The following is a 20,754-nucleotide window of genomic DNA, read 5'->3' as shown; positions in this document are numbered from 1 at the left end:
CGACGCGCCCGACCCCGTAATGTTGACGAGGTGACCGTGAACGCTAAGACCACCGCAACCGGTGGCAACACCTGGCGAAACCTGCCCGCGGCGCAGCAGCCCGAGTACCCCGATGCCGAGGCTCTGCGCGATGTGATCGCGGACCTCGAGTCGTATCCCCCGCTCGTCTTCGCGGGCGAGTGCGACCAGCTGCGCGCCCGACTGGCCTCTGTCGCCAAGGGAGAGGCGTTCCTGCTCCAGGGCGGCGACTGCGCCGAGGCCTTCGACGCCGTATCGGCCGACCAGATCCGCAACAAGCTGAAGACCCTGCTCCAGATGGGCGCCGTCCTCACGTACGCGGCGTCCGTGCCCGTCGTGAAGGTGGGCCGCATCGCGGGGCAGTACTCCAAGCCGCGCTCCAAGCCCACTGAGACCCGCGACGGCGTGACGCTCCCGACCTACCGGGGCGACTCCGTCAACGGCTTCGACTTCACCGAAGCGGCCCGCATCCCGGACCCCGAGCGGCTGAAGCGGATGTACAACGCCTCCGCCTCCACGCTCAACCTGGTGCGCGCCTTCAGCACGGGTGGCTACGCGGACCTGCGCCAGGTGCACGCCTGGAACCAGGACTTCGTGAAGTCGTCCCCCTCCGGCCAGCGGTACGAGCAGCTGGCGCGCGAGATCGACAACGCCCTGAACTTCATGCGGGCCTGCGGCACCGACCCGGAGGAGTTCAAGACCGTCGAGTTCTACGCCTCCCACGAGGCGCTGCTGCTCGACTACGAAGGCGCGCTGACCCGCGTCGACTCCCGCACCGGCCGGCTGTACGACACCTCGGGCCACATGGTCTGGATCGGTGAGCGCACCCGCCAGCTCGACCACGCGCACATCGAGTTCGCCTCGCGGATCCGCAACCCGATCGGCATCAAGCTCGGCCCGACGACCACGGCCGAGGAGGCGCTGCAGTACATCGAGCGCCTCGACCCCGACCGCGAGCCCGGCCGGCTGACCTTCATCGTCCGCATGGGCGCCGACAAGGTCCGCGACAAGCTGCCCGAGCTGGTCGAGAAGGTCACCGCGTCGGGTGCGACCGTCGCCTGGATCACCGACCCGATGCACGGCAACACCTACGAGGCGGCCTCCGGCCACAAGACCCGCCGCTTCGACGACGTGCTCGACGAGGTCAAGGGCTTCTTCGAGGTCCACAAGGCACTCGGCACGCACCCGGGCGGCATCCACGTCGAGCTCACCGGTGACGATGTCACCGAGTGCGTGGGCGGCGGCGACGAGATCTTCGTCGACGACCTGCACCAGCGCTACGAGACGGCCTGCGACCCGCGGCTCAACCGCAGCCAGTCGCTCGACCTGGCGTTCCTGGTGGCGGAGATGTACCGCGACCAGTAGCCCTTCGGCTTTTCGCTGTACGTACGAGTGGGGCGCGGATCCATGTGATCCGCGCCCCACCGGCGTACGGGGGCTGTTGTGGACCCGGAGTCCTGGGTAAGGTTAGGTTAGCCTCACCGATCAATCGGGACGGCGTCGTCGATAAGTCCTGTCCGTCCTGTCATTCTGTCCGTCCGGCGTGGGAGGTGAGCCGCGTGTACGTCTGCAACTGCTTCGGGGTCACCGAGGCGCAGGTGAAGAAGCACGCGGCGGACGGCGCCTGCACCCCCCGCCAGATAGCGTCGGCCTGCAAGGCGGGTACGGACTGTGGTTCGTGCGTACGGCGCATCCAGGCGCTGCTCGGCCGGGGCGCGTGCCCCCGCAGGGAGCTGGTGGACCAGGGCGAGCCGGCGCTCACCGCAATGGACGAGGCCGCCTAGCCCGGCCGGGGCACGCTAGCCCTCCGGCTGCTCGATGAGCTGCGCGAGGTAGAGCGGCTCGCCCAGCTTCTCGACCAGCTCCAGCTGTGTGTCGAGATAGTCGATGTGGTGCTCCTCGTCCGCGAGGATCGACTCGAAGATGTTCGCGGACGTGATGTCGCCCTTGGTGCGCATCACCTCGATCCCGCGCTTGAGGCGGTCGATCGCCTCCACCTCGACCTGCCGGTCCGCCTGGAACATCTCGGTGACGGTCTGGCCCACGCGCACGTGGAAGAGCCGCTGGTAGTTGGGCAGGCCGTCGAGGAAGAGGATGCGGTCGGTCAGTACCTCCGCGTGCTTCATCTCGTCGAACGACTCCGCGCGGGTGTACTTGGCCAGCTTCGTCCAGCCGAAGTTCTCCTGCATCTTGGCGTGGAGAAAGTACTGGTTGATCGCCGTCAGCTCGGCGGTCAGCTGCTCATTGAGAAATTCGATGACCTCGGGGTCGCCCTGCATCGCAAAGGCTCCTTCCAACGGTGACTGGGCAGGTAGCGCGCATCCTTGCACCGGTGTTCGGAGGCCGTCCAGTAAGTGCACGCTTAGTAGGAGTTGCCCGAATCCGCATCTGTCAGACTTCGTCTGGTCACGCCTACTGTTCCCCGTCTGTCAGGATGGAGTCATGGGTCAGCCGGCGGAACGCGCATCTCGACAGGCGGCGGAGCCGGAGCTTCCGCCGGGTCAGCGGCTGCAGCGCGGCTGGCCGGTCACGCACTACGGACCGGTGCCGAAGTTCCGCCCGGAGCGCTGGGAGTTCAGGGTCTTCGGGGCCACCGCGGACGGCGAGAAGGCGTGCTGGACCCATGAGGAGTTCTCGGCCCTGCCGTACACCACGGTGGTCGGCGATCTGCACTGCGTGACGAAGTTCAGCATGCTGAGCGCCGAGTGGGGCGGAGTGGCGGCCCGTACGATCCTGGAGCTGGCCCCGCCCGCGCCCGACGCAACCCACGTCATGGTCTGGGCCGAGTACGGCTTCAGCTCGAATCTGCGCATGGCCGACTTCGCCTCCGACCGCACGATTTTCGCCACCCACAAAGGCGGTGAACTGCTCACCGCGGAGCACGGCTTCCCGCTGCGGCTCGTGGTCCCGCACCTGTACGCGTGGAAGGGCCCCAAGTGGGTCCGCGGCATCGAGTACATGACCGCCGACCGCCGCGGCTTCTGGGAGGAGCGCGGCTACCACAACGTCGGCGACCCCTGGCGGGAACAGCGCTACTCCTACCAGGAAGAACCCGGGGACGGCCCCGAGCTCTAGCCCGCCTCTCTCGCGTCGTCGCTGGTCAGTGGTGATACTGATGGACGACCGCGTGGCCCTTGCCCCGGCCGATCATCCACTTGTTCACCGGGGTCGTGATCACGAACGCGGCGGCCAGCGCGATGGCGAGGACCCACCAGAACATCGGGTCCGACAGATGCGCGTCCATCGCGCCCGGCCACAGGGCGATCACGCCGTTGTCGATCAGCTCCATCACGGCGATGGAGAGGGTGTCGGCGGCGAGCGCGACGCGGAACGCTGTCCTGAAGTCGACGCCGGCCTTGAGGATCCCGCGCAGCGTCAGGGCGTAGCCGAAGACGAAGGCCAGGGTAATCGCGAGGGCCATCGTCGGTACGTTGTCCCAGCCGAGCGCGGTGCCGATGACCATGCCGAGCACTTCGCCGATGGCGCAGCCCGTGAGGCAGTGGAGGGTGGCCTGTGCGGCCATGCGCCAGCTGACCTCGCCGGTTGCGGCGTGGTGGTGCGCGTGCGTCTCGTGTGTCTCGTGCTCCATGAGTGGCTCCCTGACGTCGGGCAACGGTTCCTGGACGTCGGACAGCGGTTTCTGCGCCCGACAGGAACCGTATACCCCCCGGGGGTACCATTCAAGAGTCTGCTAGCTGCTCCTGAGCCCCTTCAGCCGCGCCACGTCCGCAACGTGCCCGTCCTTGCCGCCCGGTGTCTCGATGATCAGCGGTACGCCCTCGGTGGCCGAGTGGCGCATCAGCTCGCGGAAGGGCTCCTCGCCGATGTGGCCGGTGCCGATGTTCTCGTGGCGGTCCTTGTGGGCGCCGACGACGTCCTTGGAGTCATTGGCGTGCACCAGTTTCAGCCGGCCCTCGCCGACCGTCTCCACGAGGAGGTCCAGGGTCTGCCGCATGCCGCTCGGGCCCGTCAGGTCGTGACCCGCCGCGAAGATGTGGCACGTGTCCAGGCAGATGCCCAGCTTCGGGTGCGCGTCGAGCGCCTCGAAGTAGGGCCCGAAGTCCCAGGTGCGGGAGCAGAGCGAGGCGCCCTGGCCGGCCGTCGACTCCAGGAGCAGGAACGGGTCGTCGTCGTGCGTCAGCTCGTCGAGCAGCGGCAGCACCAGCCCGCGCATCTGCTTGAGCGCGACCTCCCGGTCGCGGCCGCCGGTAGCCGAACCGGTGTGCACGACGACACCGAGCGCCCCGATCTCGCGGCCCCGGCGCAGCGAGTGCCGCAGGGAGTCCACGGACTTCTCGGCGGTCGCCTCGGTGTGCGAGCCGAAGTTGATGAGGTAGGGCGCGTGGACGTACGCCGGGATGCCCCGGCCGCGCACGCCGCGCGGAACTCCTCGTCCTGCTTCGGGTTCCCCGGCGGCGTCGCCCAGCCGCGCGGGTTGGCGACGAAGACCTGGACGGCCTCGGCGCCGAGATCACGGGCGTACGACAGTCCTACGGAGGCGAGACCGCCGGCCACGGGGACGTGGGCGCCGACGGGGTTGCGGGACGCGGCGCCCAGGGACGCCGTACGGGGAGACTTGTTGCTGCTCACGCCGTCAAGGGTGGCACGCGGGCACCCCCGGGCGGACATCGGCCGGGGGTGGGCTTCGTCATCCTCGGAGAGGGAAGCGGCGGACCCGCGCGGGCTCACCGGAGGCCCCCGGGGAGGCCCCGGAGGCGGTCCCGGGGCCTTGGCTCAGCGGATCTCGATGGTGATCGTCGACCCCTTGGGGGCCTCGTCGCCGCCGTCCACCGACTGGTCCTTGACCGTGTCCCCGAAGAGGCCGAGCAGACCGCGGTCCTTCTCCACCGCGAAGCCCTTCGACTCCAGCTCGTCCACGGCGTCGTCGACGCTCATCCCGGTCACATCCGGGACCTCGACCATCGGTGGGCCCTTGGAGATCGACAGCGTGACCGTGTCGCCCTCGGCGAGGGTCTTGCCCTCCCCGGGGTCCTGCTCGGCGACGGCACCCTTGTCCTCGTCGGAGTGGACGCGGGCCGAAGCGATCCGCACCTTCAGCCCGGCGCCCTTCAGGTCCGCGACGGCGTCGGCCTCGGAGTCGCCCACGACGTCCGGGACCTCGACCGCGCGGCCCTTGCTGACGACCAGGGCGACGGCCGAGTCGGCCTTGCGCGTGAAACCGGCCCGCGGGTCCGTGCTCACCACGGAGCCCTTGTCGACGGTGCCGCTGAAGGCCTTGGTGACCATGCCGGGGGCGAGGCCGGAGTTCCTCAGCTCCTTCTTCGCCTCGGCCAGCGGGATGCCCTTGACGTCCGGCACCCTCACCTTCTCCGGGCCCCGCGAGACGGTCAGCGTCACCTGGCCGTTCTGCCGGATGCGCTCGCCCGCCGCGGGGTCGCTGTCCATGACCGTGCCGCGCTTGTCGGTGTCGCTGTACGCGCGCTTGATCTCCTTGACCTCAAGACCGGCTTCCTTCAGGCGCTTCTCGGCCTGCGCCTCGGTCTTCGCCAGGAGCGGCGGCACTTCCGTGAACTGCCCGGAGTTGATGTACCAGACGCCCGCGCCCAGGCCGAGGGCCAGCAGCACCGCCGCGACCAGCGCGATCGTGCGGCGGCGCGGATCGAACCGGCCGCGCCCGGACCGCGGCCGGGCGGGCGGCGCGGGCGGCGGGGTCGGGGGTGTCGTCAGGACGCTGGTGCGGTTGAGCGGATCCTGCTCTCCCTCGGCCGGCAGCGGGAGCTGCACGGAACGCGCCGTGCGCGGGATCACGCTGGTGCGGTCCTCGGAGTTGCCGTGGTCGCCGTGCTCCGTCGCGAGCGCCTGCGGCGGCACCGCGTCCAGCTGCTCCTCGCTGAGGGCGGCCCGCGCCTCCCGGAGCCGGGCGAGGAGGGCCACCGCGTCGTGCGGGCGGACGTCGGGGGTGCGGGCGGTCGCGGTGGCGACCAGTTCGTCGAGGGCCAAGGCGAGCCCCGGCACAGCCGCCGACGGGGGCGGCACGTCTTCGTTGAGGTGCTGGTAGAGCACCTGGGCGGGGGAGTCCCCGGAGTGCGGCTTGGCGCCGGTCAGCATTTCGTAGAGCACGACGCCGCACGCGTACACGTCCACGCGCGTGTCCGCCGTGCCGTGCTCGATCTGCTCGGGGGCGAGGTAGGAGACGGTGCCGAGGACGGTGCCGGTCGTGTTCGTGACGGTGTCCACCGCGCGTACGAGCCCGAAGTCGGCGACCTTGACCCGGCCGTCGTCCCCTATGAGGACGTTCTCGGGCTTCATGTCGCGGTGCACGAACCCGGCGCGGTGCGCGGCGCCGAGCGCGGCGAGGACCGGCTCCAGGATGTCGAGCGCCGCCCGCGGCCGGAGCGCGCCGCGCTCGCGCAGGACGTCACGCAGCGTGCAGCCCGCGACGTACTCCATCGCAAGGTAGACGTACGCCCCGTCGGTGCCCTGGTCGAAGACGCCGACCACGTTCGGGTGCGAGAGGCGGGCGACCGACTTCGCCTCACGGATGAAGCGCTCCACGAAGGAGGCGTCGGCCGCCAGCGTGGGGTGCATCACCTTGAGCGCGAGCACGCGGTCGAGGCGGGTGTCCACGGCCCGGTAGACCGTGGCCATCCCGCCGACCGCGATGCGCCCCTCGATCCGGTAACGGCTGTCGAGCAGTTGCCCGACGAGGGGGTCCTGAAGGGTCGTGTCCACGCAGGGGAGTCTACGAGCCCCCACCGACACCGTGGCCGGGGCGGTGGGCCCGCGGCCCGATTACAGCGGAGCTGTGACCGTTCCCCGCCGCGGGCGCTCAGAACGCGGGCCGCTCCGGATCCAGCCGCGCCATGCCCTCCGCCGGAGACGACGCCTCCGCGAAGTGCCGCCGCGGGATGCGTCCGGCGCGGTACGCGAGGCGGCCCGCCTCCACGCCGTGCCGCATGGCCTCGGCCATCAGGACCGGCTCCTGGGCCCGCGTCACTGCCGAGGCGAGCATCACACCCGCGCAGCCCAGCTCCATGGCGAGCACCGCGTCGGACGCCGTGCCCGCGCCCGCGTCCAGAATCACCGGCACGCGCGCGTGCTCGACAATCAGCTGGAAGTTGTGCGGGTTGCGGATGCCGAGCCCGGAGCCGATGGGGGAGCCGAGCGGCATGACCGCCGCGCACCCCACGTCCTGGAGCTTGCGCGCGAGCACCGGGTCGTCGTTCGTGTACGGGAGGACCGTGAAGCCGTCGTCGACGAGGGTCTCGGCGGCGTCCAGGAGCTCGACCGGGTCGGGGAGCAGCGTGCGCTCGTCCGCGATCACCTCCAGCTTCACCAGGTCCGTGCCGAGCGCCTCGCGGGCGAGCCGGGCGGTGAGGACGGCCTCCCCGGCGGTGAAGCAGCCCGCGGTGTTCGGCAGGACGCGGATGCCGAGCCGGTCGAGGACGGAGAGCACCGAGCCCCGCACGCCCGGGTCGAGGCGGCGCATGGCGACCGTGGTCAGTTCGGTGCCGGACGCGACGAGGGAGCGCTCCAGGACGTCGAGGCTGGGCGCCCCGCCCGTGCCCATGATCAGACGCGAGGAGAGCGTGAGCCCGCCGAGGACGAAGGGGTCGTCTGCCATGGTCGGATCAGCCTCCCTGGACTGCGGTGAGTACTTCGACGCGGTCACCGGCGGCGAGCACGGTGTCGGCCCACCGCGCGCGCGGGACGACGGTTTCGTTGAGGGCGGCGGCGACACCGGAGTGCGCCGCGGTGAGAGTGGCGACGAGGGCGTCGAGCGTGGTGCCCGAGGCCACGTCGCGTACCTCTCCGTTGACGGAAACGGTGAAGGGCGTACTCGCGGTATTCGGCGTACTCGGGGTATGAGGCGTGCTCATGCGGGTTGCTCCGTGAACGTCTGCGTGGGGAACGACTGCGTAGGGGGTACGAGGGAGGGCTCGGTGAAGCGGCGCGGCGTGAAGGGCCGTGCGTCGTCGGGCAGCTCACCCGTGGTCAGCGCGTGCGCCATGACGTCACCCGTCAGGGGCGTCAGCAGGACGCCGTTGCGGTAGTGCCCGGTGGCCAGTTGGAGTCCGGGCAGCCGCGTCGGGCCGAGCAAGGGCGCGTTGTCGGGGGAGCCGGGGCGCAGGCCCGCGCGGGTCTCGGTCAGCGGCAGTTCGGTGATGCCGGGGACCAGCTCGTGGGCGTCGCGCAGGAGTTCGTAGACGCCGCCCGCGGTGACCGTGGTGTCCCAGCCGAGCTCCTCGCTGGTCGCGCCGACGACGAGTTCGCCGTTCTCACGCGGTACGAGGTAGAGCGCGCCGCCGCGCACGACCGCGCGCACGGTACGGCTCAGGAACGGCGCGTACGCCTTCGGCACCGTCAGGCGCAGGACCTGCCCCTTCACGGGCCGTACGGGCGGCAGGACCGCCTCCGGGACGCCCGCGAGGCGCCCGCTGAGGCTGCCCGCCGCCAGCACGACCTGATCCGCGTGCAGCTCCGTGCCGTCGCCGAGGACGACTCCCCGGGCCCGGTCGCGTACGACCGACAACCGCTCGGCCCAGGCGCGGTGCAGGACCACGCCCGCCCGCTCGCAGGCCACGAGAAGTGCCGCCGCGAGCCTGCGCGGGTCGACCTGGTGGTCGCCGTCGACCCGCAGCCCGCCCCGCACGCCCGGTGCGAGCATCGGCTCCAGGCGGCGGCACTCGCGGCCGCTCAGCCACTCCGACTCCAGGCCGGAGCGGCGCTGGAGGGCGTGGAGTTCGCGCAGGTGGGCGCGGTCGTCGGAGTCGAGTGCGACGGCGAGTGTGCCGCACGGGCGGTAGCCGAGATCGCCGAGACCACGCCCGCTCGCCTCGGCCAGTTCGGCGGCGAAGTCCGGGTAGCGGCGCGCGGATTCGAGGTTGAGTGCGAGCAGTGTCTGCTCGCCGTGGTGCAGTTCGGTGACGGCGGCCAGCATGCCGGCCGCGACCTGCGCGGCGCCGCCGCCGGGCTCGGGGTCCACGACGGCGACGGAGAGCCCGCGCTGCGCGCTCCGCCAGGCCGTGACCAGGCCGATGACGCCGCCCCCCACGATGAGGACGTCCGTCGGGGGTGGTGTATGTGGCTGCATGGGCGTCCAGCCCCTCCCTTCGCCGGCATGACCCGGATCAGGTTCGTACGGTCGGAGGCCGTCCCAGCCTCCCTCTCAGCCCGGTGCGTCCGGGCTCCCGCGAGTGCTCTGCACCGGCCACCCTAGCCCGTCGCCCCGCGCGGCAGTAGGGGAGCCGACCGGTCATGGGCGGTGACGGTGTGTCAGAGATCTCCTCGCCCGCCTCTGAAGACGCCGCTGCCCGCCGCCCTACAGTGATCGGGTGAGCGAGCAGCAGAGGCAGAGCGGGCAGCAGGGGCGGGCGGAGCGGCAGAGCCGGCAGGGGGAGCGGCACGTCGTCATCGTCGGCGCCGGGATGGCCGGGGTGCAGACCGCCGTGGCCCTGCGCGAACAGGGGTTCGCCGGCCGGGTCACGGTGATCGGCGCGGAACCCCATCAGCCGTACGACAGGCCGCCGCTGTCCAAGGCGGTGCTGCTCGGCAAGGCGGAGGGCTCCGCCTTCGACATCGACTTCGAGGCGCTCGGCATCGGGCTCCACCTGGGCCGCGAGGTCACCGGGGTGCGGCCGGCGGACCACGAGCTGGACACGGCCGAGGGTCCGGTCGCCTACGACGACCTGGTGCTCGCCACCGGCGCCGAGCCGATCCGGCTGCCGGGCGCCGAAGGTGTCCCCGGCGTCCACCTCCTGCGCACCCTGGACGACGCCGCGCGGCTGCGGCCGGTACTCGCCGCGCAGCACGACATCGTGGTGGTGGGGGCGGGCTGGATCGGCGCCGAGTTCGCCACGGCCGCGCGCGAGGCGGGCTGTGCCGTCACGGTGGTCGAGGCCGCGGGCCGGCCGCTCGCGGGGGCGCTGCCGGAAGAGGTCGCGGCCCCCATGGCGGCTTGGTACGCGGACTCCGGAGCCGTGCTGCGCCTCCACGCGCGCGTGGAGCGCGTCGAGCCGGGCGCGGTGCTCCTGACCGACGGGACCCGGCTGCCGGCAGGCGCGGTCGTCGTCGGCATCGGGGCGCGGCCCGCGACGGCCTGGCTGACCGGTTCCGGCATCGCGCTCGGCGCCCACGGCGAGGTCGTGGCCGACGACCACCTGCGCGCCTCGGTGCCCGACGTGTACGCGGTCGGCGACTGCGCCTCGTTCCCCTCCGGCCGATACGGCGAGCGCCTGCTCGTCCACCACTGGGACAACGCCCTCCAGGGCCCGCGCACGGTCGCGGCGAACATCATCGGCGAGGACCCCTCGGCGTACGACCCGGTGCCGTACTTCTGGTCGGAGCAGTTCGGCCGCTTCGTGCAGTACGCGGGCCATCACACGGCGACCGACGAGCTGGTGTGGCGCGGCGACCCCACGGGCGCGGCCTGGTCGGTGTGCTGGCTGCGGGACGGCGCCCTCGTGGCGGTCCTCGCGGTGGGCCGCCCCAGGGACCTGGCCCAGGGCCGCAAACTGATCGAGGCGGGCACGCACCTGAACCCGCCGTTGGCAGCGGACCCGTCGGTACCGCTGAAGAAGGCGGCGCTGAACGCCCCGTAGGGGGCGCGGGGTACTGCGGGCCCAGCTCCCACGCGCCCCGCACCCGTTCACGCGTCCCGGGGGCCGCCGGGCGCGATGCCGTCCACGTGGGCCGTCCGCGTGTAGCGCCCCGTAACGGGTGCGGGGAACTGCGCGCCCAGCCCCCACGCGCCCGCACCCGAGTACGCGCCCGCGCCCCATCACACGCCCCCACCCGATCACACGCCCCTGAACCGGGCCGGACGCGGTGCCGTCCGCTGTAGGCCCCCGGCCAGAGATACGCTGGGACGGTGACCGAGATTGACGCAAAAACCGACGCTCTCGTCCCCGCCTGGCTCCACCTCCCCGACATCGCGGAAATGCTCGACGTCGAGGTGACGCGTGTGCGCCAGCTGGTCAAGGACGGCCAGCTGATCGCCGTACGCCGTGGTGAGAACCGGACGCTCCAGGTGCCGGCCGCCTTCATCGACGGCGACAAGGTCGTCAAGGGCCTCGTCGGCACCTTGACGCTCCTGAGGGACGACGGCTTCTCCGACGAAGAGATGCTGGAGTGGCTCTTCACCCCCGACCCGACCCTGCCCGGCACCCCCGCGCAGGCACTGAGCGAGAATCGCGGCACGGAGGTGAAGCGCCGCGCCCAGGCGCTCGCCGTCTGAGCAGGCGCCCGTCGTCTGACTGAACACACCGTTCGGGGTGCGGGCCGCGTGACGCGCGGCCCGCACGCCCATCGACACCGGGGGGACTTCTCCATGGCCGCCGACCACCCGCGCGCCCAGCTCACCGACGCCCGGCTCTACCTCTGCGTGGACGCCCGCAAGCGTCAGGGAGACCTCCCCGAGTTCCTCGACGCCGTCCTCGCGGGCGGCGTCGACATCGTGCAGCTGCGCGACAAGGCCATGGAGGCCGGCGAGGAGCTGGAACACCTCCAGGTCTTCGCCGACGCCGCGCGGCGGCACGGCAAGCTCCTCGCGGTGAACGACCGCGCGGACGTCGCACACGCCGTCGGCGCCGACGTGCTGCACCTGGGCCAGGGCGACCTGCCGGTCCCCGCGGCCCGCGCCATCCTCGGCGATGACGTCCTCATCGGCCGCTCCACGCACGCCGAGTCCGAGGCCGCCGCGGCGGCCGCGCAGGACGGCGTGGACTACTTCTGCACGGGCCCCTGCTGGCCCACGCCCACCAAGCCGGGCCGCCACGCCCCCGGCCTCGACCTGGTCCGCCACACGGCCTCCCTCGGCACGGACCGCCCCTGGTTCGCCATCGGCGGCATCGACGCGGGCAACCTCGACGAGGTGCTCGAAGCGGGCGCGCGCCGGGTGGTCGTCGTGCGGGCGATCACCGAGGCCGACGACCCGGGCGCCGCGGCGGCGCACTTCGCGAAGCGGCTGCGTACGGCCGACTGAGCACCGCTCGGCGGTGTCCGATCCGTGGACAAGAAACCGGCAAATGGGATGAAATCCTCGGGTCCGGTTGGGGGACCGCCGGGGCCTGGCTAACCTGCCCGTATGGCCCTAGGCACAGCTTCCACCAGGACTGACCGCGCGCGCACCGTGCGCGACATGCTCGCGACCGGCAAGAGGACGTACTCGTTCGAGTTCTCCGCGCCGAAGACCCCGAAGGGCGAGCGGAATCTGTGGAACGCGCTGCGCCGGGTCGAGGCGGTCGCCCCGGACTTCGTCTCCGTGACCTACGGAGCGGGCGGTTCGACGCGCACCGGCACGGTCAAGGAGACCCAGCAGATCGTCGCCGACACCACGCTGACGCCCGTCGCCCACCTGACCGCCGTCGACCACTCCGTGGCCGAGCTGCGCAACATCATCGGGCAGTACGCGGACGCCGGGATCCGGAACATGCTCGCGGTCCGCGGCGACCCGCCCGGCGACCCGCTCGGCGAGTGGGTCGCGCACCCCGAGGGCCTCACCTACGCCGCCGAACTGGTCGAACTCATCAAGGAGTCCGGCGACTTCTGCGTGGGCGTCGCGGCCTTCCCCGCGATGCACCCGCGTTCACCCGACTGGGAGTCCGACACCCGGCACTTCATCGACAAGTGCCGGGCCGGCGCGGACTACGCGATCACGCAGATGTTCTTCGACCCGGAGGAGTACCTGCGACTGCGCGACCGCGTGGCGGCGGCGGGCTGTGCCACGCCGATCATCCCCGAGATGATGCCGGTCACCAACGTCCGCCAGCTCCACCGGCTGCCCCAGCTCAGCAACGCCGTGTTCCCGCCCGAGCTGAAAGACAGGATCCTCGCGGCCAAAGACGATGCCGCCGCTGTACGCTCCATTGGCATCGAGTTCGCGACGGAGTTCTGCGCGCGATTGCTGGCCGAAGGCGTGCCGGGATTGCACTTCATCACGCTCAACAACTCCACGGCGACGCTGGAAATCTACGAGAATCTTGGTCTGCACCAGCAGGCTTGAACGGCAGTACCCCCGTACCCACGGGCGGCGGCCGTAGGGGAGTGGGGCGTACATGGGCTGGACGGTCCTCTACATCGCGTTCGGTTTCGTCGCGCTGTGGCTGCTCGGCGAGGTGCTGTTGCAGTACAAAGCCAGGCTGCGCTGGCGCCTGCTTGCGTTCGTGGGCTTCCTGGGCGTCGTCGTCGGCGTGGTGCTGTCGTCGGTCCTGGTGATCGCGGCCGGTGCCATCGCCTTCGCCGTCGGCCAGACGTACGTGACGCTGTCGTTCCGCCGGGGCTTCTCCACCGGCTGGGCGCTCGGCGGGAAGCCGGGCCTGAGCAAGCGCCGCAAGAAGCCGTCCCAGGGTGCGACCGCGGGCGCGGCCGCCGGACAGGAACCGACGCTCCAGGTGTCCGACCTGGAGTACGAGCAGGCCCCGCCGCCGCCCGCGCACGCCCCCGGGATCTACGAACCGGAGCCGCTGCCCGACGACACCGGGCAGTACGGCGTCTACACGGATGCCGCGTACGCCCCGCCGGCCGCGGGCGACACCTACGAGGCCGAGGGCGGCCAGGGCTATGACGCCGCGGCCTACACCGGCTACGACCAGCAGAGCTACGGCTACGGCGAGACCGGCCACCAGCAGTACGCCGCGTACTCCGACCCGTACGTCGGCACCCAGACCTACGGCGCCCGGCAGAGCTACGACACCTACGGCGACCAGCAGCAGTACGCCCCGTACGGCGGCGACACCTACGGCGGGCTCGGCGAGGTCTACAACGACACCCCGCCCGGCGGCGTCTGGGTGCCGCACCAGCGCACCACCGACGAGCCGTACGGCGGCGAACTCCCGGCGGAGCAGCCGTATCCGTACGAGGGCGGGCACACCGAGGGCCACCCCGGCGGATACGACGACTCCGGCTACGACTCGGGCCACAACGAACAGCAGTACCGCTACTGAGCCGCTGCTCACCGGCTCCTTGAGGTCACTGCGAGCCGCGGAACTCCGGCCCCTCGACGATCAACCCGGCGACCAGCGCGCCCGACATGCCCGCGTGGGGCAGGCCGCCGCCGGGGTGCGACCAGCCGCCGACCGCGAAGAGACCCGGCAGGCGCGTGCTGTTGGCCGGGTGCAGGAGCGTGCCGTCGGCCGCTGCCAGTGCCGGAGCCGGTACCGCGCCGCCGTCGGCGCCGGTGGCCTCCGCGATGTCCGCAGGCGTACGCACCTCGTGCCACAGGAGGCGCTCGCGCAGCCCCGGGATCACGGCCTCGGCGCGGGAGATCACGCGCTCCACGTCGGCCGGGGAGACCTCCAGGTGCGCCGGCACCGTCACCGTGAGCGTCACCGCCTCGTGCGCGCCGTCGGGCGTGAGCTCGGGGTCGTCGGGGCGCAGCACCGTGACCGTGGGCGAGGCGGGCAGTCCCGGGCGCTCGCCGAAGAGGCGGTCCAGCTCGTCCTGGCGGTCGGCGGAGTGCAGCACCGTCCGGTGAGGGGTGCCCTCGGGGCGGGCGCCGGAGAGGGCCGACATGACCGTCAGGCGGCTGGGCATCCCGCTGCACGCGGGCACATCACCCTCCGACCGTATGTTCACACCGGAGGCCATCCTGCTCAGGACTGCGGGTGCCACACCGGCCACCACGAAATCCGCCTCGGCCGTCGACCCGTCGGCCAGCTCCACGCCCGCCGCGCGGCCGTCCTTCTCGACGATCCGGACCACCGCGGCGTCGAACACGAACTCGACCCGGCGGGCCAGGCACCGCTCGTACACCGCCGTGGCCAGCGCGCGCAGACCGCCCCGCACCGACCAGGAGCCGAACGTCTGCTCCAGATACGGCAGGACGGCCGCGCTCGCCGGGGTCGTGCGGGGATCGAGGCCCTGCGCGAGGGCGAACTGCTCCAGAAGCGCGGCCAGCCGGACGTCGCCGCCCAGCTCCAGCTCGCCGATCCCACCCAGCGTCGCCGCACGGCGCTCGCGGCGCAGCAGGCGCTTGTGGGGCACCGCGGGGTAGGGCTCGCGGGCGCCGAGCACCTCCCAGTTGGAGTACAGCGGCTCTTCGAGCAGCGGGCGGCGGGTGCGGTCCCAGGTCTCCCTGGCGCGGTTCATGAACGCCGCCCAGCGGGCGCCCGCGCCGTCGCCGAGCGCCGCGTCCAGGGCGTCGCCGACGCCCGCGCGTGAGGCGTTCGGCAGGTCTGTCGTGGTGCCGTCGGCGAAGACATGGCGCACGGCGGGCTCCACCTGGGAGAGCTCGACGCACTTCTCCAGCGGTTCCTTGCCGGTCTTGACGAACACGTCGCGGTAGACCGCGGGGAGCGGGAGCAGGCCCGGTCCGGTGTCGAAGGCGAAGCCGTCCCGCTCGACGCGGCCGAGCGCGCCGCCGTACGTCCGCCCGCGTTCGTACACCACCACCCGGTGGCCCGCGACGGCCAGCCGGGCGGCGGCCGTCATGGCGCCCATCCCGGCGCCGATCACCACAATCCGTGCCATGCCAGGGACTTTATCGGCCGCCACTGACAGTCACGCCGCAGGCCCGGCCTCAGAGCGGGGGCGGCCCCGTCCGCCCCGCCAGCCGCTTCTCCTCGCGCCGCTGCGCCCTGCGCCGCAGGAACCTGCGGATGCGGGAGACCAGGAAGAACAGCAGGAACAGGCCGAGCAGCAGGAGCACGGCCGCGATGATCGCCGCGGCCTCCGGGTAGAACATCGCGAAGGAGATGATCCCGCCGACTCCCAGGTCCTCGGCCGTGCTCATCACGACGTTGCTGAAGGGCTCCGGCGAGGTGTTGATCGCCATCCGCGTCCCGGCCTTCACCGCGTGGCTGGCCAGTGCCGTCGACCCGCCCACGGCGCCCGCGGCGAGGTCGGAGAGAGAGCCGCTCTGCCCCGCGAGGAGCGCCCCCACCACGGCTCCGGACACCGGCCGGATCACGGTGTGCACCGAGTCCCAGACCGAGTCGACGTACGGGATCTTGTCGGCGACGGCCTCGCAGACGAAGAGCACACCGGCCGCGGTCAGCACGTCCGGCCGCTGAAGCGCCGCGGGCACCTCGTCGCTGATCCCGGTCGCGCCGAAGACGCCGAGCAGCAGGACAACGGCGTACGCGTTGATCCCGCTCGCCCAGCCGCTGGTGAACACCAGGGGGAGTACGGACACGGACGCGATCGTAACCAGTCCGGGGCCGGGCGGCCTGGGGTGGAGCCCGCATGCCTGAGTATCCGTACCTAGGGAGCGAGATGAGTACGCGCGCGGATGGGCCCCGACCTGCGGAGACGGAAGAGTGTGGGGCACGGAGAAGGACGCGGCGCCGGTACCGCCGACACGGGGCGGCGGAACGGCGCGGCGTCCTTGGCCGCTCCTTCCCGCCGCGAGGCGGGAGCGAGGTACGGGGGCGACTCGGGGGAACGACCACACGGGGGGCCGCACGGGGGATACGGGGGACACGAGAAAAGCGCCGGTCCGGTGCCGCCTGGGGAACAGGGGGCACCGGACCGGCGCCGTCGTGTGGGCGTACGGGCCGCTACGCGCGCGTGCCGCTCACCCGGCCCTGCAACAGCCGCGACAGGGCCGCGTGCACGTCGTCCAGGGAGCGCTCCGGCTGGAAGGCCTGCCAGTCCAGGGCGGCCACCAGCACCATGCCGACGAGCGCCGCCGCCGTCAGGGGGATGTCGATCTCGTCGCTCAGCTCGCCGTTCTCGACGCCGCCGCGCAGCACGTCCTCGACGACCGCGACGGCCTGCTGCCTGACCACCAGGAGGGTGGACTGCCAGGCGCGGTTCGTGCGCCACAGCTCGGCGACGTACAGCTGCGTGAAGGCCGGATAGCGGTTGATGAAGACGAGACCGGCCCTGATCATCGCATCCAGGGCGTCGACCTTGCTGCCGCCGTTCTTGTCCGTCGCCTCGGCCGCGTCCTTCAAGGAGGCGGTGAGCAGGCCGACGCCGTGCCGCAGCAACTCTTCGAAGAGGACCGATTTGCTCGCGAAGTTGTAGTAGACGGTGCCCTTCGCGACCCCGGCCCGTTCGGCGATCTCGTCGACCGTCGTCGCGGAGAAACCCTGCTCCGCGATGAGCGTGACGGCTGCCTCGTAGAGCTTCTGCCGGGTGGCCTCGCGCCGGGTGCTGCCTGCACTGCTGTCCATGGCCCTGATTCTCACAGGTCGCGCCGGGCGGCCCGGCCCTGACGTGCTCACAGGCTCAGCTCCGGGTGCAGCCGGTCCACGGTCCACACCTGCTTGCGGTGCGCGGAGAGGGCGGTGAGCGCGAGGGCGCCCACCGTGAAGGCCGCAAGCACCGCGCACGCCAGCCATACGGGCGCCAGACCGCCGCCCGTGATCAGCCTGCGCAGGGCGTCCACGACGTGGCTCATCGGCAGGTAGGGGTGGACCGCGCCGAAGAAGCCGGGGCTCGTCTGCACGGGATAGGTACCGCCCGCCGACGTCAGCTGGAGCATGAGCAGGGCGAGGACGAGGATCCGCCCGGCCGCCCCGAAGCGGGCGTTGAGCCACTGCACGATGGCCGCGAAGCACGCCGTGACCAGGAACAGGAACCCGACCGTGCCGGCCGCCCTCGCCATCTGGAGGCCGAGGCCCCAGTGCAGGACGGACATGAGGGCCACCGTCTGGAGCACCCCGAGGACCGCCACCGGCAGCCAGCCGGCCAGCGCGATGCGCCACGCGGAGGCGCCCGCGGCGAGCGCGCGCCGGTTGAGCGGCGGGATCAGCATGTACGCCACCATCGCGCCGACCCACAAGGAGAGCGGGATGAAGTAGGGCGCGAAGCCGGTGCCGTAGTTGGGCGCCTTGTGCAGCGACTGTGAGGCGAGCTGTACGGGGTCGGCCATGACACCGGTGCGGTCGTCACGGTCCTTCTTACCGTAGTCGGGGATCTTCTTGACGCCGTCGTGCAGCCCGCCGGACAGCTTCGCGGAGCCGTCGGCCAGCTTGAACATGCCGCCCTTGAGGTCGCTCGCGCCCGTCTCCAGCTTGGCGATGCCCGCGTCCAGGTCGCTCGCCCCGGTCTCGGCGGTGCCGAGGCCCGTGTGCAGCTTCTTGGCGCCGTCGGCGACCTTGCCCGCGCCCTTGTCGAGGGCGTTGATCCGGGTGACGGCCTGCTCCAGGTCCTCGTCGAGGTGCGGGGCACGGTCGGCGAGCGCCTGCGACTTCTTCTGGAGGGTGGCCAGGTGCTTGTCGAGCGTCTTGATGTCGCTGTTCCGGTCCTTGATCACCTTGTTCATGTCGTCCGCGATGGTCGACACGTTCTCGGCGGCCTTCTTGGCCTCCTTGAGCTGCGGGCAGGCCGGGTCGGGGACGGGGGCCTGCTCGCAGCGCTCCGTGTAGAGCTTCCCGATGGCCTTGGAGCCCTTCTCGGCGCCCGCCGCGGCCCCGGGGGCGAGCTTGACCCAGGTGGCCAGGTTGCGGCGCATCGCCTTGGAGGAGTCGGCGACCAGCTGAGCCGTGTCCCCGATGGTCTTGCCGTTGTCCTTCAGGAAGGGCCGCACCTTGGCCGCGGTGCCGTTGACCTTGCCGGCGAGCTTGTGCGTGCCGTCCGCGACCCGCTTGGAACCGCTCTTCAGGTCACCCGCGCCTTTGTGGAGCTTCTTGACGCCCGCCGCCAGGTCGCCGCTGCCGTCCTTGGCGTCCCCGAGACCCTTCGCGAGGTCCGTCGTGCCCTTCTTCGCCTTGCCGATGCCGCCGTCGAGCTTGTCGGCGCCCTCGGCGGCCTTCTGTGTCTTGTCGTGGATGTCGGAGAAGGAGATGAAGATCTTGTCGAGGAAGGAGCGTGACGCCTTCGTGGACGCGGCCCTGCGCACCTCGGAGAAGACCGTCCGCGAGATCTGCCCGACGATGTAGTTGTTGGCGTCGTTCGTACGCACCCGCAGAGCGCCCGTCTCCGGAGAGTCCCCCGAACTCGACGCGACGCGCTTGCTGAAGTCCGACGGCATGGTCAGCGACAGGTAGTACGTCCCGTCCTCGACGCCCCTGCGCGCCTCCGTGTCGGTGACCTCGTGCCACTCGAAGGTCTTGCTGTCGCGCAGCCCCTCGACGATGGAGTCGCCCGCCGTGAGCTTCTTGCCCTGCGCGGTGGCCCCCTTGTCGTCGTTGACGAGCGCCACGGGGATGCGGTCGAGACGGCCGTACGGGTCCCAGAAAGAGCACAGGTACAGCGCGCCGTACAGCAGGGGCAGCAGCAGGAGCGCCACGAGCGCGGCGCACGGCAGCTTTCCCCTGCCGAAGCGCCTGAGCTCAAGCGCGGCGAGTTTCGGCGAGCGCATCCGCCGTCTCCTTGTCGTCGTCGGTGCGGTGCCGTTCCTGATCCGGTTCCTGGAGGCCGGTGCGCACCACGACCGCGTCCTTCGGCGCCTCGCTGCACACCGCGACGACGGTCGTCCCGCCTTCGGCGAGGGACGTCAACAGCCCCCAGGCCTCGGCCCGTTCGGCGTCCGGGAGCTTGAGGTCGGTGTCGTCGACGCCGAGCACGCGCGGCCGGCCGATCAGCGCCAGCGCCACGGACAGGCGCAGGGACTCCAGCCGCTCCAGGTCGCGTACGGAGGTCCGCCGCCCCTTGGGCAGCGACTCCAGGTCGAGCTTCGCGGCGGCCAGCGCGGTCTCGACGCGCGACCGCGTCTCTGCCGCCCGCTCGGCGCGCGGCCTCAGCAGTCCCCGCAGCGGCCCGCCGAACCGCCGCTCCAGCAGCGCGCGTTCGTGCAGGTGCTCCGCGACGGTCAGGGCCGGATCGAGGTCGGTGACGCCCGGCACGGGCCCGAGCCCGCTGATCCGGCGCACCGCCGCGAGCTGCTCGGGCAGTTGATGCCGTCCCACGCGCGCGTGGCCCTCGGTGGCGCGCATACGTCCCGTCAGAGCGAGCAGCAGACAGGTGCGGCCCGACCCCGACGGGCCCTCCAGCGCGATCAGCGAGCCGGGCTCCGCGTCGAAGGTGACGCCGCGGAACGCCCAGCCCCGCGGCCCCTTGAGCCCAAGGCCCTCGGCGGTGACGGCGGCTCCGGGCGCGCCGTCGGTCGGACCGTCGTCCACAGTTCCCCACCCCTCTTTTGAACTGACCAGTCAGTTCAAAAGTAAGCCCGAACCGGCAAGCAGGGCAAAGCCCCAGGTCAGAGCCGATTGTCAGTGGCGTGCCCCACGATGGGCACATACGGCCACTGCGCCGTCACACGACGACAGGAGGTTCGTCATGGCCAGCACTTCCGCAGCAGCCGCACGCCGGCACCGCGCCGTCGGCCCTGCACCTTCGACCGCCGGCCCGGCGAGCGATGTCCACCCCGTCCTGCGCCGCGCGACCGCCCCGCCCGCCGCGCTCGAACTGCTCGCCCAGGCCCACGCCGGGATCGACGAGGCCGCCCGCCTGGGCGCCCCGAACGAGCGCTATGCCACCGCCCACCTCGCCGCCCTGCGCACCGCGGCCGCCGTCCTGGCCGCGCGCGGGCGCCCCGAGACGACCCCGCGCCGCAGGCAGCGCATCCGCAGTGCCTGGGAAGTCCTGCCCGAGATAGCCCCCGAACTGACCGAGTGGAGCGCGCTGTTCGCCTCCGGCGCCGCCCGCCGGGCCCGCGCCGAGGCGGGCATCCAGGGCGCCGCCACGGCCCGCGACGCCGACGACCTGCTCCGTGACGTGGCGATGTTCCTCCGTCTGGTCGAGCGGACGCTGGTGCTCCAGCCCGTGCTGCCCCAGGCCAGGAAGGAGCCGCCGGACACGAGCTGACCGGCACCTTCGCGCCCGGGGACAGGTGACCGGGCAGTGCGCGGCAGGCAATAGGGTGGGGGAAATCGCACCCCACGCGCC

The 20,754-nt window shown here is 71.9% G+C and carries 20 protein-coding genes, 1 pseudogene and 1 riboswitch; of the genes and pseudogenes, 9 read left to right on the top strand and 12 right to left on the bottom strand.

The window, feature by feature from the left end; translation table 11 throughout:
• Nucleotides 1-30: 30 nt before the first annotated feature.
• Both ACOBQB_RS19685 and ACOBQB_RS19680 read left to right on the top strand, forming a co-directional pair.
• The gene (locus ACOBQB_RS19685; RefSeq protein ID WP_423593433.1) at nucleotides 31-1,383 is read left to right on the top strand and encodes a class II 3-deoxy-7-phosphoheptulonate synthase; all 1,353 of its coding nucleotides are present in this window, start codon (nucleotides 31-33) and stop codon (nucleotides 1,381-1,383) included.
• 185 nt (nucleotides 1,384-1,568) lie between these two features.
• Nucleotides 1,569-1,802, top strand: a complete 234-nt coding sequence (locus ACOBQB_RS19680) for a (2Fe-2S)-binding protein (protein ID WP_423593431.1) — start codon at nucleotides 1,569-1,571, stop codon at nucleotides 1,800-1,802.
• A 15-nt stretch (nucleotides 1,803-1,817) separates the two neighbouring features.
• On the opposite strand, the gene bfr is transcribed toward ACOBQB_RS19680, so the two are convergent.
• Nucleotides 1,818-2,297 (bottom strand): bacterioferritin, encoded by a 480-nt coding sequence (gene bfr / locus ACOBQB_RS19675; protein WP_030783756.1) that lies wholly within the window; start codon nucleotides 2,295-2,297, stop codon nucleotides 1,818-1,820.
• Between the two features lie 163 nt (nucleotides 2,298-2,460).
• On the opposite strand from bfr, the gene ACOBQB_RS19670 reads away from it, so the two are divergent.
• On the top strand, nucleotides 2,461-3,093 hold the full coding sequence (locus ACOBQB_RS19670) for a sulfite oxidase-like oxidoreductase (RefSeq protein ID WP_423593430.1): 633 nt from the start codon (nucleotides 2,461-2,463) through the stop codon (nucleotides 3,091-3,093).
• A 25-nt stretch (nucleotides 3,094-3,118) separates the two neighbouring features.
• Here the strand turns inward: ACOBQB_RS19670 and ACOBQB_RS19665 are convergent, their stop codons facing one another.
• From ACOBQB_RS19665 to thiO, 6 genes and pseudogenes are all read right to left on the bottom strand, one after another.
• A complete protein-coding gene (locus ACOBQB_RS19665) occupies nucleotides 3,119-3,607 on the bottom strand; it encodes a DUF4396 domain-containing protein (protein WP_423593429.1) in 489 nt (162 codons plus the stop codon).
• A 102-nt stretch (nucleotides 3,608-3,709) separates the two neighbouring features.
• Nucleotides 3,710-4,533 (bottom strand): annotated as a pseudogene (locus ACOBQB_RS19660) (deoxyribonuclease IV).
• Nucleotides 4,534-4,752: 219 nt separating this feature from the next.
• A complete protein-coding gene (pknB, locus tag ACOBQB_RS19655; protein ID WP_423593427.1) occupies nucleotides 4,753-6,711 on the bottom strand; it encodes a Stk1 family PASTA domain-containing Ser/Thr kinase in 1,959 nt (652 codons plus the stop codon).
• Nucleotides 6,712-6,808: 97 nt separating this feature from the next.
• A complete protein-coding gene (locus ACOBQB_RS19650; protein WP_423593425.1) occupies nucleotides 6,809-7,603 on the bottom strand; it encodes a thiazole synthase in 795 nt (264 codons plus the stop codon).
• 7 nt (nucleotides 7,604-7,610) lie between these two features.
• The gene (thiS, locus tag ACOBQB_RS19645) at nucleotides 7,611-7,859 is read right to left on the bottom strand and encodes a sulfur carrier protein ThiS (RefSeq protein WP_423593423.1); all 249 of its coding nucleotides are present in this window, start codon (nucleotides 7,857-7,859) and stop codon (nucleotides 7,611-7,613) included.
• Entirely contained in the window at nucleotides 7,856-9,073 is a 1,218-nt protein-coding gene (gene thiO, locus ACOBQB_RS19640; protein ID WP_423593421.1) for a glycine oxidase ThiO, read from the bottom strand. The genes thiS and thiO overlap by 4 nt, the downstream gene beginning before the upstream one ends.
• A riboswitch (TPP riboswitch) is annotated at nucleotides 9,071-9,184 on the bottom strand. It overlaps the preceding gene by 3 nt.
• Before the next feature lie 130 nt (nucleotides 9,185-9,314).
• Here thiO and ACOBQB_RS19635 point away from each other — a divergent pair.
• From ACOBQB_RS19635 to ACOBQB_RS19615, 5 genes are all read left to right on the top strand, one after another.
• Nucleotides 9,315-10,580 carry an NAD(P)/FAD-dependent oxidoreductase gene (locus tag ACOBQB_RS19635; protein ID WP_423593419.1) on the top strand — a complete coding sequence of 422 codons (1,266 nt, stop codon included), beginning with the start codon at nucleotides 9,315-9,317 and terminating at the stop codon, nucleotides 10,578-10,580.
• Nucleotides 10,581-10,849: 269 nt separating this feature from the next.
• Complete coding sequence (locus ACOBQB_RS19630; protein WP_205037939.1) at nucleotides 10,850-11,215, top strand: Rv2175c family DNA-binding protein; 366 nt, start codon at nucleotides 10,850-10,852, stop codon at nucleotides 11,213-11,215.
• 93 nt (nucleotides 11,216-11,308) lie between these two features.
• Nucleotides 11,309-11,962 (top strand): thiamine phosphate synthase, encoded by a 654-nt coding sequence (thiE, locus tag ACOBQB_RS19625; protein WP_423593417.1) that lies wholly within the window; start codon nucleotides 11,309-11,311, stop codon nucleotides 11,960-11,962.
• Nucleotides 11,963-12,064: 102 nt separating this feature from the next.
• Nucleotides 12,065-12,982: a methylenetetrahydrofolate reductase [NAD(P)H] gene (gene metF / locus ACOBQB_RS19620; RefSeq protein WP_423593415.1), complete on the top strand. Its 918-nt coding sequence runs from the start codon at nucleotides 12,065-12,067 to the stop codon at nucleotides 12,980-12,982.
• 52 nt (nucleotides 12,983-13,034) lie between these two features.
• Complete coding sequence (locus tag ACOBQB_RS19615) at nucleotides 13,035-13,922, top strand: hypothetical protein (protein WP_423593413.1); 888 nt, start codon at nucleotides 13,035-13,037, stop codon at nucleotides 13,920-13,922.
• A gap of 25 nt (nucleotides 13,923-13,947) precedes the next feature.
• On the opposite strand, the gene ACOBQB_RS19610 is transcribed toward ACOBQB_RS19615, so the two are convergent.
• The 5 genes from ACOBQB_RS19610 to ACOBQB_RS19590 all read right to left on the bottom strand — a co-directional run bounded on the left by ACOBQB_RS19610 (nucleotide 13,948) and on the right by ACOBQB_RS19590 (nucleotide 19,988).
• Complete coding sequence (locus ACOBQB_RS19610; protein ID WP_423593411.1) at nucleotides 13,948-15,447, bottom strand: phytoene desaturase family protein; 1,500 nt, start codon at nucleotides 15,445-15,447, stop codon at nucleotides 13,948-13,950.
• A gap of 49 nt (nucleotides 15,448-15,496) precedes the next feature.
• Nucleotides 15,497-16,111 carry a DUF4126 domain-containing protein gene (locus ACOBQB_RS19605; protein WP_423593409.1) on the bottom strand — a complete coding sequence of 205 codons (615 nt, stop codon included), beginning with the start codon at nucleotides 16,109-16,111 and terminating at the stop codon, nucleotides 15,497-15,499.
• A 364-nt stretch (nucleotides 16,112-16,475) separates the two neighbouring features.
• On the bottom strand, nucleotides 16,476-17,096 hold the full coding sequence (locus tag ACOBQB_RS19600) for a TetR/AcrR family transcriptional regulator (protein ID WP_423593407.1): 621 nt from the start codon (nucleotides 17,094-17,096) through the stop codon (nucleotides 16,476-16,478).
• Between the two features lie 47 nt (nucleotides 17,097-17,143).
• Complete coding sequence (locus ACOBQB_RS19595; RefSeq protein ID WP_423593405.1) at nucleotides 17,144-19,228, bottom strand: YhgE/Pip family protein; 2,085 nt, start codon at nucleotides 19,226-19,228, stop codon at nucleotides 17,144-17,146.
• Nucleotides 19,200-19,988, bottom strand: a complete 789-nt coding sequence (locus ACOBQB_RS19590; protein ID WP_423593403.1) for an ATP-binding cassette domain-containing protein — start codon at nucleotides 19,986-19,988, stop codon at nucleotides 19,200-19,202. Before ACOBQB_RS19590 ends, ACOBQB_RS19595 begins: the two co-directional genes overlap by 29 nt.
• Before the next feature lie 157 nt (nucleotides 19,989-20,145).
• Here ACOBQB_RS19590 and ACOBQB_RS19585 point away from each other — a divergent pair, with 157 nt between their 5' ends.
• The gene (locus ACOBQB_RS19585) at nucleotides 20,146-20,673 is read left to right on the top strand and encodes an SAV_6107 family HEPN domain-containing protein (protein WP_423593401.1); all 528 of its coding nucleotides are present in this window, start codon (nucleotides 20,146-20,148) and stop codon (nucleotides 20,671-20,673) included.
• Nucleotides 20,674-20,754 lie beyond the last annotated feature (81 nt).

It is taken from the genome of Streptomyces sp. G5(2025) (assembly GCF_049542075.1).
In the GTDB taxonomy this organism is placed as follows: domain Bacteria; phylum Actinomycetota; class Actinomycetes; order Streptomycetales; family Streptomycetaceae; genus Streptomyces.
This window is presented reverse-complemented; position numbering and strand designations above follow the sequence as displayed.